The sequence below is a fragment of the Streptacidiphilus alkalitolerans genome (genome assembly GCF_042511045.1).
GTDB lineage: Bacteria > Actinomycetota > Actinomycetes > Streptomycetales > Streptomycetaceae > Streptacidiphilus > Streptacidiphilus alkalitolerans.
On record NZ_JBHEZX010000020.1, the window covers coordinates 96,673 to 111,813 of the forward strand.

14 protein-coding genes are annotated in these 15,141 nt (G+C 73.7%); 8 read left to right on the plus strand and 6 right to left on the minus strand.

Annotated features, from left to right (window positions below):
- Positions 1-88: 88 nt before the first annotated feature.
- The 6 genes from ACEZDG_RS32535 to ACEZDG_RS32560 form a co-directional block, all read right to left on the minus strand.
- Positions 89-1,009, minus strand: a complete 921-nt coding sequence (locus ACEZDG_RS32535; protein WP_380516801.1) for a trypsin-like serine peptidase — start codon at positions 1,007-1,009, stop codon at positions 89-91.
- 125 nt (positions 1,010-1,134) lie between these two features.
- Positions 1,135-1,974, minus strand: a complete 840-nt coding sequence (locus ACEZDG_RS32540) for a class I SAM-dependent methyltransferase (RefSeq protein WP_380516803.1) — start codon at positions 1,972-1,974, stop codon at positions 1,135-1,137.
- A 50-nt stretch (positions 1,975-2,024) separates the two neighbouring features.
- Positions 2,025-3,128 (minus strand): ABC transporter ATP-binding protein, encoded by a 1,104-nt coding sequence (locus ACEZDG_RS32545; protein ID WP_380516806.1) that lies wholly within the window; start codon positions 3,126-3,128, stop codon positions 2,025-2,027.
- Entirely contained in the window at positions 3,125-3,982 is an 858-nt protein-coding gene (locus ACEZDG_RS32550) for an ABC transporter permease (protein WP_380516809.1), read from the minus strand. Before ACEZDG_RS32550 ends, ACEZDG_RS32545 begins: the two co-directional genes overlap by 4 nt.
- On the minus strand, positions 3,979-4,818 hold the full coding sequence (gene modA / locus ACEZDG_RS32555; RefSeq protein WP_380516812.1) for a molybdate ABC transporter substrate-binding protein: 840 nt from the start codon (positions 4,816-4,818) through the stop codon (positions 3,979-3,981). Before modA ends, ACEZDG_RS32550 begins: the two co-directional genes overlap by 4 nt.
- Before the next feature lie 35 nt (positions 4,819-4,853).
- Positions 4,854-5,249 carry a TOBE domain-containing protein gene (locus tag ACEZDG_RS32560; RefSeq protein ID WP_380516815.1) on the minus strand — a complete coding sequence of 132 codons (396 nt, stop codon included), beginning with the start codon at positions 5,247-5,249 and terminating at the stop codon, positions 4,854-4,856.
- A 165-nt stretch (positions 5,250-5,414) separates the two neighbouring features.
- Between ACEZDG_RS32560 and ACEZDG_RS32565 the strand changes: the two genes are divergently transcribed.
- The 8 genes from ACEZDG_RS32565 to ACEZDG_RS32600 all read left to right on the plus strand — a co-directional run bounded on the left by ACEZDG_RS32565 (position 5,415) and on the right by ACEZDG_RS32600 (position 15,109).
- Positions 5,415-6,581, plus strand: a complete 1,167-nt coding sequence (locus ACEZDG_RS32565) for an MFS transporter (RefSeq protein ID WP_380516818.1) — start codon at positions 5,415-5,417, stop codon at positions 6,579-6,581.
- 483 nt (positions 6,582-7,064) lie between these two features.
- The gene (locus tag ACEZDG_RS32570; protein WP_380516821.1) at positions 7,065-7,460 is read left to right on the plus strand and encodes a cell division protein SepF; all 396 of its coding nucleotides are present in this window, start codon (positions 7,065-7,067) and stop codon (positions 7,458-7,460) included.
- Positions 7,461-7,576: 116 nt separating this feature from the next.
- Positions 7,577-10,891 (plus strand): DEAD/DEAH box helicase, encoded by a 3,315-nt coding sequence (locus ACEZDG_RS32575; RefSeq protein ID WP_380516824.1) that lies wholly within the window; start codon positions 7,577-7,579, stop codon positions 10,889-10,891.
- Entirely contained in the window at positions 10,888-11,637 is a 750-nt protein-coding gene (locus ACEZDG_RS32580) for an SWIM zinc finger family protein (protein WP_380516827.1), read from the plus strand. Before ACEZDG_RS32575 ends, ACEZDG_RS32580 begins: the two co-directional genes overlap by 4 nt.
- 294 nt (positions 11,638-11,931) lie before the next feature.
- Positions 11,932-13,587, plus strand: coding sequence for a sensor histidine kinase (locus ACEZDG_RS32585; RefSeq protein WP_380516830.1), 1,656 nt, complete (start codon positions 11,932-11,934; stop codon positions 13,585-13,587).
- A 36-nt stretch (positions 13,588-13,623) separates the two neighbouring features.
- A complete protein-coding gene (locus ACEZDG_RS32590) occupies positions 13,624-14,058 on the plus strand; it encodes a roadblock/LC7 domain-containing protein (RefSeq protein WP_380516832.1) in 435 nt (144 codons plus the stop codon).
- A gap of 2 nt (positions 14,059-14,060) precedes the next feature.
- A complete protein-coding gene (locus ACEZDG_RS32595) occupies positions 14,061-14,489 on the plus strand; it encodes a DUF742 domain-containing protein (RefSeq protein ID WP_380516835.1) in 429 nt (142 codons plus the stop codon).
- A 38-nt stretch (positions 14,490-14,527) separates the two neighbouring features.
- Entirely contained in the window at positions 14,528-15,109 is a 582-nt protein-coding gene (locus tag ACEZDG_RS32600) for a GTP-binding protein (RefSeq protein ID WP_380516837.1), read from the plus strand.
- The last annotated feature ends 32 nt before the right edge of the window (positions 15,110-15,141 follow it).

The following is a 15,141-nucleotide window of genomic DNA, read 5'->3' on the forward strand; positions in this document are numbered from 1 at the left end:
ACCTGCACCCTCGTCCCCCGGACATGCTTCATTCGAGGCCGAGCGGCACCCGGATTGGTCCGGACGGGCGTGAAGTGTCGGCCGGGGATCAGCTGCTTCCGGCGGCCCGGTCGTAGAGGTTCCGCACATCGCTGTCGAAGTAGACGCTGTAGGAGACGTCCTCGGTGTCGCCGCCCTGCTGGTAGCCGCCGATGACGCCGATCACCGTGCCGGTGCGGGTGGTCCGGTCGAACCGGCTCAGCCAGGGGCTGCCGCTGGTCCCGCCGGGGTAGCCGGTGCAGGCGATCCGCATCTGGTACTGGCTCTGCTGGGTGGTCCTGTTGACGCAGGAGATCGGGGCGCCGGCGTCCGAGGGGTAGCCGGTGATCTGGACCACCCGGTTGAAGCCCTGGTCCACCCCCAGGGTGTTGCCGCCGAGCACGTCCTCGATGTCCTTGCCGCCGACCTGGCCCAGGGCCACGAAGGCCACGTCCAGATCGGCGTCGCTGGAGTCGATCCAGCGCTGGTCGACCACGATGTCGGTGACCGGCCACTGCCCCTGCGGTGCGGTGCCGTCCCGGTAGTCCGGGACGAAGACCAGGTCGCTCTTGTAGCTGCCGCCCTTGCCGCCGTGGACGCAGTGCGCGGCGGTGACCAGCAGGTTCTTCCCGCTGCTGTGGACCACACTGGCGGTGCAGAAGTGGGTGCCGCTGACGTCGTTCTCGAAGAGCGCACCGACCCTGGCGTTACTGGCCGTGGCCCTGGCCGGGTGCGAGGTGCCGCCGTGCTCGGACAGGGCCTTCTCGAAGCGCTCCTTGGTCCAGGGGCCCGGGTGGGAGTGGACCTGGTGCGAGACCGCGTAGCCGGAGCCGCCGGAGGAAGCGCCACCGCCGGCGCCGGTACCCGAGGAACCGCCGCAGCCGGACGTCCCCGCCGCGAGCGCGGCCAGGCCGACGGCGACCGCCGCCACCCGCCGCGCCGCCCGCGCCCCGCCCCGGATGCCGCCCCCGTCCCGGATGCCGTGCCGCATCGCCGTCCGCCTCACCTCGCTCGCCCGACCCTTCGCCAAGATCCTCTCCGGCCCCCGGCCGGCCCGCCCCCGCGGCGCGCCGTACGGGTGAGGCAGCGCCGGACGGACCGTCGCCGGACGGACCGTCAGCGGCTGGCGAAGCGAAGCAGGGTGACGGAGGGCCGCCGGTTCCGGACCACCGGCAGGCGGTCGGCCCTCGGGGTGAGCAGGCCCAGCACCGGGCCCCGCCCCGGCGGCAGCGGGACGTCCTTGATCTCGGCGACCGCCGGGTGCGCCGTCGCCAGCCCGGGGCGGTCCGCCACGTTCATCCGCCAGGGCATCGGCGGCAGCCGGTAGGCGCCGGAGACCCGCCTGGGCCGGTCCCGGCGGGCCCGGCGGCTGCGCAGCCGCGGGATCGCGTCGAACACCAGGCCGCCGCCGGGGAAAGCCTCGGCGCAGCCGGCGATCAGGTCGCGGACCTCGGTCGGCCGCAGGTACATGAAGAGGCCCTGCGCCAGCACCAGCACCCCCCGCGCCGGGTCCACCCGGTCGATCCAGGCGGGGTCGCGGGCGTCGCGGGCGAGGGTGCGCTGCCGGGGGCCGTGCGGAAGCAGGGCGTGGCGCAGCGCCAGGGGTTCCGGCAGGTCGACGGTGAGCCAGTCGACCGTGCCGTTGTCGACCCGCCAGAAGCCGGTCTCCAGGCCCTCGCCGAGGGACACCACGGTACCGGCCGGGTAGACCGCGAGGAACTCCCGGACCACGGCGTCGAAGCAGCCCGCGCGCAGCGCGATGGCCTGGGCCACCAGCGGGTGGGCGGGTCCGAAGCGCTCCACGAAGGGGAAGTCGACCGCCTCGACCAGCTCGACCGCGAGCGGGTCGGCCAGCACGGTGTCGGGGCGGCGCGCCTCGGCGGCCCGGTGGTAGAGCGTCCACAGCATGGTCTCCGGGACGCCCTTCAACGCGCTGGCCCTGCTGTCCTGCGCCATGGTGCTCCTCCGGGACCGGTTCCCTCCATCGTGCGGGACACCGGCCGCCGTCACCCGGGATACGCGTGCGTCTGGGTGGCCTTCACCGCCGCCCAGACCGTGCTGCCCTCGATCAGGCCGAGTTCGGCGACCGCGCCCTGGGTGAGGTCGGCGGTGAGCCGCAGCTCCCCGGTGAGGTCCAGCCTGACCTGGTCGCCGTGCAGCTCCATCCCGGCGACGACGGCCTGCCAGACATTGCGGGCGCTGGTGTCCGGGTGGCTGCGGTGCACGGTGACGGCGGACGGCGGGAAGGCGACGAAGACCGGCCCGGTCGAGGAGTCCGCGGTGGTGATCCGGGTCTCCCCCGCCGCGGCGGCGTCGACCGTCACCTCGTGCCCGTCCGCCGTGCCCCGGAACAGGTTGAGGCCGACCAGCCGGGCGATGTAGTCGCTGCGCGGGTGCCGGGCGATCTCGGCAGGCGGGCCGTGCTGCACCACCCGTCCGTCCTCGATCACGGTCAGCCGGTCCGCCAGCACCATCGCGTCCAGCGGGTCGTGGGTGACCAGGACCGCGACGGCGTCGAATGCGGCCAGGTGGCGCCGAAGCTGCGATCTGACGTCCAGTCGGGTGCGGGCGTCCAGCGCGGCCATCGGCTCGTCCAGCAGCAGCAGCCGCGGATGCGGGGCCAGCGCGCGGGCCAGCGCGACCCGCTGCTGCTGGCCGCCGGAGAGGGCGCGGGGGCGGGCGGCGGCGTGCTCGGCCAGGCCGACCCGGTCCAGCCAGTCGGCCGCCTCGGCCCGGGCGGCGGCCTTGCGGACGCCCCTGGTGCGCAGCCCGAAGGCGACATTGTCGAGTGCGCTGAGGTGCGGGAACAGCAGGTAGTCCTGGAAGACCACGCCGACCGGGCGGTCCTCGGGGGCGAGCCGCAGCCGGGCCGCGGGCTGCTCCAGGACGCGGCCGTCCAGGGTGAGTTCCCCGGCGGTCAGCGGGGTGAGCCCGGCCAGGGCGCGCAGCGCGGTGGTCTTGCCGGCCCCGTTGGGGCCGAGCAGGGCGAGCACCTCGCCGGGGCGGGCGGTGAGCCTGACGTCCAGTCGGAAGCCCTGCGCGGAGCCGCTGCCGGGGCGGGGCGCCCGGTCGACCACCAGGTGGGCCCGCAGGCCGTCCTCGCCGCTCATGCCGGGCCCCCGGTCCAGCGCCCGCGCAGGCCGACCAGGACCAGCACCGAGACCGCGAGCAGCACCAGGCTGAGCGCGATCGCGGTGGCGGGGTCGTCCTGCAGCGCCAGGTACACCGCGAGCGGCATGGTCTGGGTGGTGCCGGGGAAGTTCCCGGCGAAGGTGATGGTCGCGCCGAACTCGCCCAGCGCCCGGGCCCAGGCCAGCACGCTGCCCGCGGCGATGCCGGGGGCGACCAGCGGCAGGGTGACCCGCCGGAACGCGGTGAAGCGGGAGGCGCCCAGGGTCGCGGCGGCCTCCTCGTAGCGGGAGTCCGCGCCGCTGAGCGCGCCCTCCACGCTGAGCACCAGGAACGGCATGGCGACGAACGCCTCGGCAAGGACCACCCCCGCCGTGGTGAACGGCAGGGTGATCCCGAAGGCGGAGTCCAGCCAGCGGCCGACCAGCCCATTGCGGCCGAACACCAGCAGCAGCGCCACCCCGCCGACCACAGGCGGCATCACCAGCGGGACGGTGACCAGGGTGCGCAGCAGCCGCCGGCCCGGGAACTCGGTGCGGGCCAGCAGCCAGGCCACCGGGACGCCGAGCAGCAGCGCGACCGCGGTGGCCGCGGTCGCGGTGAACAGCGAGAGCCGCAGCGCGGGCCAGACCGTGCCGTCGCCGAGGACCGTGGTCATGCTGCTCCACGGCGCGCGGACCAGCAGCCCGACCAGCGGCAGCACCAGCAGGGTCAGGCCGAGCACGGCGGGCAGCAGCAGTGCGGCGGGGACCGCGCCGGAACGGCGGCGGGCACCGCGCGACCTCCCGGCGGCCGGAGCGGACGCCAGGAGGTCGGGGCCGGGGGTGTCGGTCACGGAGCCTGGAAGCCCGCCGCGGCGAGTTCCTGCGCGGCGGGGGCGGAGAGCACGAACGCGGTGAAGGCCTGGGCCGCGGCGCTGTTGGTGCCGTGGGTGAGCGGGGCGATCGGGTAGCTGGTCACGGCCTGCTGGGCGGCCGGGAAGTCCACGCCGACCACCTTGCCCTTGGCGCCCTGGACGTCGGTGCGGTAGACCAGCGCCGCGTCCACCTCCTTGAGCTCGACCTTGGTCAGGGCGCTGGTGACGTCCTGCTCGTAGGTGACCGGAGTGACCGTGACCTTGGCCGCGGCCAGCGCCTTCACGGCTGCCGCGCCGCAGGGGACGGTCTTGGCGCAGAGGGCGACCTTGGTGCTCTTGGCGGCCAACTGCTGCAGGGTGGTGATCTGCTTGGGGTTGCCCGGGACGACCGCGATCTCCAGGCTGTTCTTGGCGAAGTTCACCGGCGCAGCGGCGTTGTCGGACGCCTTGGTGACGGTGGCCATGGTCGCCGTGCTGGCGGAGGCGAAGACGTCGGCCGGGGCGCCGGAGACGATGCTCGCGGCCAGGGTGTCACTGCCGCCGAAGTTGAAGGTGACGGTCACGCCGGGGTGGGCCGCCTCGAACTCCTTCCCGAACTGGGTGAAGGTGTTCTTCAGGGAGGCGGCGGCGAAGACGGTCAGCTTGCCGGTGATCGCGGGACTCGCCGGAGCCGTGGCCGAGGCCGAGTCCGAGGCGGCGCTCGGGGAGGGGCTTGAGGCCGAGGTCGTGGCACTGGAGCTACAGGCGGTGAGGCCGATCAGTGCGGCACAGGCCGTGGCGGCGACGGCGAGCGAACGGCGCGAAGCGGTGGTCATGACGGAGGTACCCCCAGATAAGGTGATCACGGTAGTCAGGAGAGCTCGACGACCACATTGGTCGACTTGATCACAGCCACCGCGGGGACCCCTGGCTCCAGCCCCAACTCCACGGCCGACTCGCGGCTGATGAGTGAGACGACCCGGAACGGGCCCGCCTGGATCTCCACCTGCGCGGCGACGTCCCCGAGGATCACCTCGGTGACGATGCCCCCGAACCGATTGCGTGCCGAGGAGGGCAGCCCCTCCGCTTCGGCATTCTCGGGCCGGGCCAACTCGCGGGCGAAGGCCGCGAGTTCGGGGCCGGGTACGATGCGATGGCCGTGCTCGTCACGTGTGGCGACAAGTCGGCCGGCGTCCACCCAGCGGCGCATGGTGTCGGAGCTGACGCCGAGCAGGGCGGCGGCTTCTCCGATTCGGTAACTGTTCACAGGACGATCATCTTGTCGCATTTGCTATCTCCTCGTCACTCGTAGCATCGCACATGCGAGGGCTACGCTCTAGGGCACCCCGCATGTACGAGGCGCCAGGGGGCCCCTGACGTCGTCCGGGAGCCGACGGTAGGTTGATCATCTCAACCTACGGGGGATCCACTCATGAGCCAGCCAGCCGTCGTCCGCGCGCGCCGCGCCGTCGCCGCGGTGTTCACCGTGCACGGCGCGGTCACCGGCACCTTCGCCACCCGGATCCCCTGGATCAAGGACCACCTCCATCTCAGCAGCGGCCAACTGGGCCTGGCCCTGGTCGCCCCGGCGGTCGGCGCCTCGCTGGCGATGCCGCTGGCCGGGCGGATCGTGCACGCCCTCGGGCAGCGGGCGGCCGTCCGACTGCTGCTCACCCTCTGGTGCTCCTCGCTGGCACTGCCCGCGCTGGCCCCCGACCTGCCCGTGTTCGCCCTCAGCCTGTTCCTCTACGGGGCCTGCGCCGGCATGGCGGACGTGGCGATGAACGCCCAGGGCGTGGAGGTCGAGCAGCGCTACGGACGGTCCATCATGTCCGGCCTGCACGGCATGTGGAGCGTGGGCGGGCTGCTGGCCTCGGGCATCGGCGTGCTCGCGGCCTGGCGGGGCCTGGACGCCAGGATCCACCTCGGTCTGATGGCCGCGCTGCTGACCGGCCTCGGCCTGGTCGCCTGCCGCGGCCTGCTCGACCTGCACCCGGAGCCCGAGGAGGTCGCGCCGCCCCGGTTCACCCTGCCGCCGCGGTCGGCCCTGGCGATCGGCCTGGTCGGCTTCTGCGCGGTGTTCGCCGAGGGGGCCAGCGGCGACTGGAGCGGCGTCTACCTGCGCGGCACCGCGCACTCCTCGGCGGCCGTGGCCGCCGCCAGCTACAGCGCCTTCGCCGCGACCATGGCGCTCAGCCGGCTGTGCGGGGACATGGCGGTGCGCAGGCTCGGCGCGGTGCTGACGGTACGGCTCGGCGGGGTGGTCGCGCTGGCCGGCGGACTGCTGATCGTGTTCGCCCGCACCCCCTGGCCCGCCGTCGTCGGCTTCGGCCTGCTCGGCATCGGCATCGCCGTGGTCGTCCCGCTCTGCTTCGCGGCGGCCGGGACCAGCGGCGACAACCCCAGCCGGGCGATCGCGGGCGTCGCCACCGTCACCTACACCTCGGGCCTGGTCGCACCGGCCACGGTCGGCACGGTCGCCCAGGCCACCTCGCTGCCGGTCTCCTTCGGACTGGTGACCCTGCTGACCCTGGGCCTGGTCGCCGGAGCCGGCGTACTGGCGCCGGGGAAGCCGCCGGAGCGGGTGGACCACGGCTGAGGATCCCGGTTCGGGAAGCGACGTATTCATCCGGTTCTTGTTACAGCCGGGCAACAGCCTGGAGAAACCGTGAAATCCACTGGCCCAGGATTGTCAAAACCGGCAATGATGGTGCACAAGGGCACGCAGAAGCAGGCGGTGAAAGTGTTTCGATCGAAGCCGATCGGACAATACTGCCCGCAACTGACCCAGCAAAACCGGGCTGGTGGGAACTCAGCAGATCCAGTGAACAGGTATTCGCATAACTGTTCGAACGTCAGCTGATGATTCGACATTTTGTCCGAACCGCACGTCAGATGGGTTGAACCAAACGGCGCGCCGACGCGTCCGTACGGGTGCTATGTCGGTGATCAATGCGATACTCGGACAGCACGGTGGGACAGTCCAGAATCACCAGGCGCACAAACGCACGACAGCACAGCACGGACGCACGAACACCATCGTGCGAAACACGGGGCAGCAGTACGGATGGGGAGGCACGGCATGGGAGCAGCACTGCGTGACGACTACCGCGGATGGCTGGCGCCCTCCGGAACGTATCCGGTGGCGGTACCCGACTACGAAGAGCCCTGGGACTCCCCCGAGGTCGCTCCCGCGGCGCTCGCGCCGCAGATCACCTCGGTCCGCCCGACCGGCTTCGAGTCGGCCCGGGTCATCGGCGAGCACGTCCGGGTCGGCACCCCGGTGATCATGGACCTCACCGAGATGTCCGACGGCGACGCCAAGCGCCTGGTCGACTTCGCGTCCGGGCTCACCTTCGGCACCCGGGGCAGCATCGAGCGGATCGCCCGCCGGGTGTTCCTGCTGGCGCCGCCCGAGGTCGAGGTCCTCGTCATCGACAGCTCCGACGACGGGTCGGGGTTCTACAACCAGAGCTGACAGCGGGCTGTTGTCAGTGCCGCTCCGTAGGCTGGTGGTCCAGGGTGCTCGCCCTGGACCACCAGCTTTTTTCGCGGCCTTGTGCCGCCCGGCGGAGGACGGGGTGACCGGCGTCGATGTGGGTTCTGCACGGCCTGTGGCGGGCCGACCGGCAGCTCGCCCTCTGGGCCGAGGACGGCGAGCCCCATCAGGGCCGCCGGTACGGGGCCGAGGCGTCGGCGGTGCGGGATCTGCTGAGCGCGGTCGGCCCCGGCCTGGAGTGGCTGGCTGGCCAGGCCGCCGAGGGCGGGGCGGCCCTGCTGCTGCCCACCGCGGACGGGGCTCCGGTGCCCTCGCCGGAGCTGGTCGGGCCGCTCTCCGCCGCTTCCGTCGCCTCCGCCTCCTCCGCCGACCGGCGCGGGGCGGTGGCGCTGCAGCGCTGGCGGGTGCCCGCGCTGGTGTTCACGCCGGCTCAGGCCGCGCAGTTGCTGGGCGAGCTGTACGACCCGCAGCACGCGGTGCTGCAGCCCGACCTGCCCGGCACCGGCCTGGTCGAGGCCCCCTACGGCGCGTCGCTGCGCTGGCTGACCCTGGTGCACGACCTGGCCTGGCGGCTGGTCGGCCGCGGCCGGGTGCTGCCCGCGCTGGTCGCCGACGGCGCCGGCGCGGCGCGGGCCCGGTGGATCCCGGCCCCGGACGGGGCCGCCCGGCGCGAGGCCGCCGCCCTCGCCGCCGACTGCCCCCCGGTCTGCCGCGCCGAGGCGGGCGCCGAAGCCGGTACTGAGGCCGGTGCTGAGGCCGCCGGTCCGAGTGGCGCGGCGCTGCTGCGGGAGCTGCTGGCCGCGCTGGTGGACTGCGAGGTGCGGGCGGTGCTCGCCGAGCGCCCCCCGCTGCTGCCGCAGACCCGGGGCCGGGCCCGTCCCGCCGCCACCGCGGCCGAACGCTGGCTGGTCGCGCTGACCAGTGAGAGCGACCTGCTCGCGGACGGCGGCGCCGACCCGGACCCGGCCGGGCTGACGGTGCTTCAGGCCCGGCTGGCGGACTGGCACCGCTCGGCCGCCGAGGCCCGCGGGCCGCTGCGGCTGGGCTTCCGCCTGGTCGAGCCCTTCGGGGACGAGAACCTCGCCCCCGACGCCCCCCGGGCGGCCGGGCCGGTCGGCGATCCCGACGCCGACCGCTGGCGGCTGGAGTTCGGCCTCCAGGTCGTGGACGAGCCCTCGGTCCTGGTCGAGGCCGCCGACCTGTGGGCCGACCGTCCGGCCGCCGCCCCGCTGCGACGGCTGGTGGACCAGCCCGAGGCCGCGTTCCTGGCCGAGCTGGAGCGGGCCGCCCGCCGCTGCCCGGAGCTGGAACCCGCCCTGCTGACCCGGCGTCCGCACGGCCTGGACCTGGACCGGGCCGGCGCGCTGGCGTTCCTGCGGGACACCGCGCCGCTGCTGGCCGAGGCCGGCTTCGGGGTGCTGCTGCCCGCCTGGTGGAATCGTCCCCCGGCGCTGGGCCTGGCGCTCACCGCGCACACCCCGGCCACCGAGCAGGCCGGGGTGGTCGACCAGCAGAGCCTGGTCGGACGGGAGGACCTGGTCGAGTTCCGCTGGCAGGCCGCGCTCGGCGGCGAGCCGCTGACCGAGGCCGAGATGCTGGAACTGACGGAGAGCAAGCAGGCCCTGGTCCGGGTCAGGGGCCAGTGGTTCGAGGCCGACACCGCCAGGATCGCCGCCGCGGCGGCCTTCCTGGCCGAGCAGGACCAGCAGGCCGCCGGGGTGATGCCGGCCGGGGAGCTGCTCCGGCTCGCCCTGGACGGCCGGGAGCCGGGCACCGGACTGCCGATCATGGTCGCGGAGGCGGACGGACGGCTCGGCGAGCTGCTCCGCCGGGTCCGCGCCAACGCCGCCTCCGCGGACGGCGCGGACGGCGCGGACGCGGACGGCCCGCTCGCCCCGGAGCCGGTGGCCGTCCCGCCGGAGTTCGGCGCGCAGTTGCGTCCCTATCAGCAGCGCGGGCTGTCCTGGCTGGTGTTCCTGACCCGGCTGGGACTCGGCGGGGTGCTCGCCGACGACATGGGGCTCGGCAAGACCGTGCAGACCCTGGCCCTGCTCGCGGTCGAGCACGAGGCCGTGCGGCAGGCCGGACTCCCCTCCCCCGGGCCGACCCTGGTGGTCTGCCCGATGTCCCTGGTCGGCAACTGGACCCGCGAGTGCGCCCGCTTCGCGCCGATGCTGCGGGTCCAGGTGCACCACGGCGCCGGCCGCTCGGACGGAGCGGAGCTGCGCCGGGCCGCGGCCGGGGCGGATGTGGTGATCACCACCTACGGCCTGGTGCAGCGCGACTTCGCGGCGCTGCGCACCGTCGCCTGGTACCGGGTGGTGGCGGACGAGGCGCACCACATCAAGAACGGCGCCACCCTGCAGTCCCGCGCGGTGCGGGCGCTGCCCGCCGCCCAGCGGCTGGCGCTGACCGGCACCCCGGTGGAGAACCGGCTGTCCGAACTGCACGCGGTGCTGGACTTCGCCAACCCCGGCCTCTTCGGCTCGGCGGAGGGCTTCAAGGAGCGCTACTCGGTGCCGATCGAACGCAATGCCAGCGTCCGGGCCACCGCCGAGCTGCGCCGGCGTACCCGGCCGTTCGTGCTGCGCCGCTCCAAGAGCGACCCGCTGGTCGCGGCGGAGCTGCCGCGCAAGCAGGAGATGACCGTGCTCTGCAATCTGACGGCGGAACAGGCCGCGCTCTACCAGGCCGTGGTCGCCGATCTGCTGGCCCGGATCGAACAGGCCAAGCTGGACCGGGCGAACCTGATGCAGCGCCGGGGCCTGGTGCTGGCCGCGCTCACCAGGCTCAAGCAGATCTGCAACCATCCGGCGCACTACTCCGCCGAGCGCGGACCGCTGGGCCGCCCCCGGCTGGCCGGGCGCTCCGGCAAGCTGGCCCGGCTGGAGGAGGTGCTGGAGCAGACCGTGGCGGCCGGCGACCGGACCCTCTGCTTCACCCAGTACACCGAGTTCGGCGCGCTGCTGCAGCCCTATCTGGCCGAGCGGATCGACAGCGAGGTGCTGTTCCTGCACGGCGGTATGACCCGCAGTCAGCGCGACCGGGCCGTGGACCGGTTCCAGGATCCGGACGGGCCCTCGGTCTTCCTGCTGTCGCTGCGGGCGGGCGGGGTGGGCCTCAATCTGACGGCGGCCAACCAGGTGGTCCATCTGGACCGCTGGTGGAATCCGGCGGTCGAGGACCAGGCCACCGACCGGGCCTTCCGGCTGGGCCAGTTGCGCGACGTCCAGGTGCGCCGTTTCGTCTGCGTGGGGACGGTGGAGGAGCGGGTGGACCGGATGATCGAGGGCAAGCGGGCGCTGGCGGAGGCGGTGGTGGACACCGGCGAGAACTGGCTCGGCGACCTGTCCGCCGACTCACTGCGCGAGGTGCTGGCGCTGAGCGAGGACGCGGTGAGCGAGGCATGAACGGGACGCTGTGGTCCGCCCGGTTCCTCGACCGGCTGGACGGCCTCGGGGTGCTGCGGCCGGCCTGGCTGGAGCCGCCGCTGCCGGTGGTGTCCCAACTGACGGTCAGCGCCGGGTCGGTCGGCGCCCGGGTGGCCGACGAGGAGGACCGGGGCGGCCACGACGTGTGGGTGGAGCTGGCCGCGTTCGACGCCCGGCAGTGGGCCAGGGCCGAACAGGCGCTGGCCGCCCACCGCGGCACCCGCGAGGCCCTGCTCGACGGGGAGCTGCCGCTGCGGGTGGAGGGCGTACTGGCCCGGGCCGGCCTGTCGCTGCTGCCGGCCCGGGCGGAGGACCTGACCCTGGAGTGCTCCTGCCCGAAGTGGTCCGCCTGCGGCCATCTCACCGCCGTCCTGGCCGCGTTGGCCGCCGCCTTCGACACCGACCCGTTTCTGCTGACGGCCTGGCGCGGACGGAGCCGGGAGCGGCTGCTGCGCCATGTCGAGGACCTGCACGCCGCGGCGGGCAGGGCCGGGGACGCCGAGTCGCTGCCGCAGGAGGATCCCCGGCCGCTGGACCAACGGCTGGCGGACTTCTGGTCCTGCGGCGAGCAGCACCGCGCCCTGGCCGCGCGCGAGGCCGCCGGCGGGGCGTTCGCCGGCGCCGCCGACCCGGCCCCGGCCCAGCTGAGCGCGTCCGGCGTGGTGGTCAGGGGCCGCGGCCTGGAGGAGCTGCTGCGACCCGCCTATGAGGCCCTGTCGGACTAGTTCCTCTACGGACTGCCCGCCAACTACCCACAGTCCTACGGTAGTTTGTTCGTCGATCGCGGCACATGCACTACTCTGAGGCCCAAGCGGATCAAGAGCACCGTGAATCACCTCCGCCTGCGGTGACGCACCACCGAATGCTGTTGTGCAGCGCAACCCGCTGGTACAGACCCGGTCGCCATTGCCCCAAGGACACCGATGCCTGAGCTTTCCCCACCTGCCGTGCGCCGTGTTCCCAGGAACAGCCGACGGCACGGGAGGTCCCCCGATCGCAGCACGCCCTCCGAGGATCGCGTGCGCTCCCGCCTGCTGCGGATATCCGTGGCCCCTGCCGCCGTGGTCGCCCTGGTCGGCGTCGGCACAGTGGTCTACCTGCTGCTGGCCAAGCCCGCCGACGCCTCCTCCGGCGCCACGCCCGCGGTGCTCGGCGCAGCCGCCGCCGGTTCCGTGCTCGCCCTGTTCACCGCCGTGCTGCGGGCCCGCGCCGCCGACCGCAGGGTCGAGCAGCGGGTCGAGGCGCTGCGGGCGTCCAGCAGCCGGGGCGAGAGCGAACTGTGGCAGCTGGTCGAACAGTTGCGTCAGGGCGAACACCCGGCAGCGCAGGAGCCCGAGGTGCCGGCCGGCCCGAGCCGGGACGCCTTCACGGTCCTCGGCCGCGACCTGGACCGGTACCGGCGCAGCGCCACCGCCGCCGTGGTCCAGGCGTCGAACTTCGGCCCCAGTGACACCCCCGACCAGCGGGTGGGCGTGTTCGTCAACCTCGCCCGGCGGCTGCAGTCCCTGGTCCACCGGGAGATCCAGCTGCTGGACGAACTGGAGGCCCAGGTCGAGGATCCGGACCTGCTCAAGGGGCTGTTCTCGGTGGACCACCTGGCCACCCGCATCCGCCGCCACGCGGAGAACCTGGCCGTGCTCGGCGGCGCCGTCCCGCGGCGCCAGTGGAGCAGGCCGGTGACCATGTACGAGGTGCTGCGCTCGGCGGTCGCCGAGGTCGAGCACTACTCCCGGGTCAAGCTGGTCCTCCCGGCCGAGGGAACGCTGCGCGGCCACGCCGTCGCCGACATCGTCCACCTCACCGCCGAGCTGGTCGAGAACGCCACCATGTTCTCCGCGCCCAACACCCAGGTCCTGCTGCGGGCCCAGAAGGTCACCGCGGGCGTGGCGATCGAGGTCGAGGACCGCGGCCTGGGCATGTCGCACGAGGAGCGGCGGGCGATGAACAGCCTGCTGGCCGACCCCGACCGGATCGACGTCGGCGAACTGCTCGACGACGGCCGGATCGGCCTGTTCGTGGTCGCCGCCCTGGCCCGCCGGCACGGCATCGCGGTGCAGTTGCAGACCAACATCTACGGCGGGACCCAGGCCGTGCTGGTGCTGCCGCACGAACTGCTCGGCCCGGTGCCGGAGGAGCAGCCCGCGCGGACGGCCGCCCCGCGCGGCCAGACCGCCCAGCAACTGCCGCCGCCGGTACGGGAACCCGCACCGGTACCGGCGATCGCGGCCCAGGCCCAGGCCTACGCCCAGGTCCCGGCGGCGCCCCAGTACCAGGCCGCGGCCCCGGCGCAAGCCCCGGCCCAGGCGCAGCTCCCCGCCCAGGCCCAGAACCCGCTGCCGGTCCGGACCCCCGAGACCTACCCCGTCTACGGCCACGCCCGGACGGAGCCCCTGGCCCGCAATCCCCAGCCCCAGCAAGGGATTCCGGACGCCCCGGCCCCGCAGGGCGACCACCGGCCGCCGCTTCCCCGACGCGCTCAGCAGACGCACCTGGCACCGCAGCTCCGCGACCTGCCGACGGATCGGCGCGCCGAACCCGCGGCCGTCGCCGAGGCCGACGCCGACTACGACCCCGGGCTGATGGCCGCCTTCCAACGCGGAGTCAGCAGGTCGGAGGCGGACGCCGAGGCCGAGGCCACCGGCGGCCGTCCGGACGCCGACCCGCGCACGAGCTGACCTCGCGTCATCATTCCCAAGGAGAGTCCATCCATCATGGTGAGCTTTGTGCCCACGGGCCAGTCGGCGGATCTCGCCTGGCTGCTGACCAGTTTGGTCCAGCGTGTCCCCCACACCCGCAGTGCGCTGCTGCTGTCCTCGGACGGACTGGTGAAGTCCTTCCACGGCCTGGACGCCGACAGCGCGGACCACCTGGCCGCGGTCGCCTCCGCCCTGTTCTCGCTCGGCCGCAGCGTCGGCACCCGGTTCGGCGGCGGCGAGCAGGTCCGGCAGGTGGTGGTGGAGCTCGACGCCAGTCTGCTCTTCGTGTCCACGGCGGGCTCCGGCGCCTGCCTGGCCGTGCTGGCCTCGACCGAGGCCGACGCGGGTGTGCTCGGCTACGAGATGTCGCAACTGGTCAAGAGTGTGCGGCCGTTCCTCGCCACCCCGGCCAGAACCCCGGTCCCCGCTCCCGAGACATCGGCGCAGTGAGGATGGCAGCCGCGGGTTCCCACAGCGAGACCTGGCTCGACGACGACGCCGGGCGCCTGGTGCGCCCCTACACGGTCAGCAACGGGCGCACCCGCCCCACCACCGCGCTCGACCTGCTCTCCATGGTGATGACCACCGGCCGGGTGACGCAGACCCATCTCAATCCGGACCACGCCCAGACCCTCGGCCTGTGCAGCGCGCCCACCTCGGTGGCGGAGGTCTCGGCGCGGCTGCGGTTACCGGTGGTGGTCACCAAGGTTCTGCTGTCCGACCTGGTCGACTGCGGAGCGGTGACCACCAGGCCCCCCGGCCCCGCCGCCGACCCCAACGACCGCGCGGTGCTCGAAGCACTGCTGGTCGGCCTGCAGCGGCTGAAGACCAACGGCCCGGCCGACCCCGACGCCCCGACTCCCCGGACGGGCGAGCAGTGACCCCCCACCGGATACCCGCCACCGGAGAGGCACCCACGATGGTTCACGACGACGGTCCCGCACCGTTGCCCACCGCGCTCAAGCTCCTGGTCGCGGGCGGGTTCGGGGTCGGCAAGACCACCTTCGTCGGCGCGGTCAGCGAGATCGAGCCGCTGCGGACCGAGGAACTCCTCACCTCGGTCGGCGCCGGCACCGACAGCCTGATCGGGGTGGAGACGAAGTCCACCACCACCGTGGCCATGGACTTCGGCCGGATCACCCTGGACCGCCGCCATGTGCTCTACCTCTTCGGCACCCCGGGCCAGGAGCGCTTCTGGTTCATGTGGGACGAGTTGTCGAACGGCGCGCTCGGCGCGATCGTCCTGGCCGACACCCGCCGGCTCGAGGACTCCTTCGCGGCCGTCGACTTCTTCGAACGCCGGGGCATCGGCTTCATCGTGGCGGTCAATGAGTTCGACGGCGCCTTCCACTACGAGCCCGACGAGGTGCGGGCCGCCATCGGCCTGAAACCCCATGTGCCGGTGGTGGTGTGCGACGCCAGGAGCACCCAGTCCTCGGTCTCCGTGCTGGTCGACCTGGTCCGGCACCTGCTGTCCGCCACCACCTCCCCGTCCTTGTAGCCCCCCACCTCCCGGAACCCGGATACGGAGCC

Coding starts and splice junctions, on each gene's coding strand:
- ACEZDG_RS32545 (WP_380516806.1), bottom strand. CDS start 3,128: ATGAGCGGCGAGGACGGCCTGCGGGCCCACCTGGTGGTCGACCGGGCG.
- ACEZDG_RS32540 (WP_380516803.1), bottom strand. CDS start 1,974: ATGGCGCAGGACAGCAGGGCCAGCGCGTTGAAGGGCGTCCCGGAGACC.
- ACEZDG_RS32590 (WP_380516832.1), top strand. CDS start 13,624: ATGGTGAGCTTTGTGCCCACGGGCCAGTCGGCGGATCTCGCCTGGCTG.
- ACEZDG_RS32575 (WP_380516824.1), top strand. CDS start 7,577: ATGTGGGTTCTGCACGGCCTGTGGCGGGCCGACCGGCAGCTCGCCCTC.
- modA (WP_380516812.1), bottom strand. CDS start 4,818: ATGACCACCGCTTCGCGCCGTTCGCTCGCCGTCGCCGCCACGGCCTGT.
- ACEZDG_RS32595 (WP_380516835.1), top strand. CDS start 14,061: ATGGCAGCCGCGGGTTCCCACAGCGAGACCTGGCTCGACGACGACGCC.
- ACEZDG_RS32580 (WP_380516827.1), top strand. CDS start 10,888: ATGAACGGGACGCTGTGGTCCGCCCGGTTCCTCGACCGGCTGGACGGC.
- ACEZDG_RS32600 (WP_380516837.1), top strand. CDS start 14,528: ATGGTTCACGACGACGGTCCCGCACCGTTGCCCACCGCGCTCAAGCTC.
- ACEZDG_RS32570 (WP_380516821.1), top strand. CDS start 7,065: ATGGGAGCAGCACTGCGTGACGACTACCGCGGATGGCTGGCGCCCTCC.
- ACEZDG_RS32565 (WP_380516818.1), top strand. CDS start 5,415: ATGAGCCAGCCAGCCGTCGTCCGCGCGCGCCGCGCCGTCGCCGCGGTG.
- ACEZDG_RS32535 (WP_380516801.1), bottom strand. CDS start 1,009: ATGCGGCACGGCATCCGGGACGGGGGCGGCATCCGGGGCGGGGCGCGG.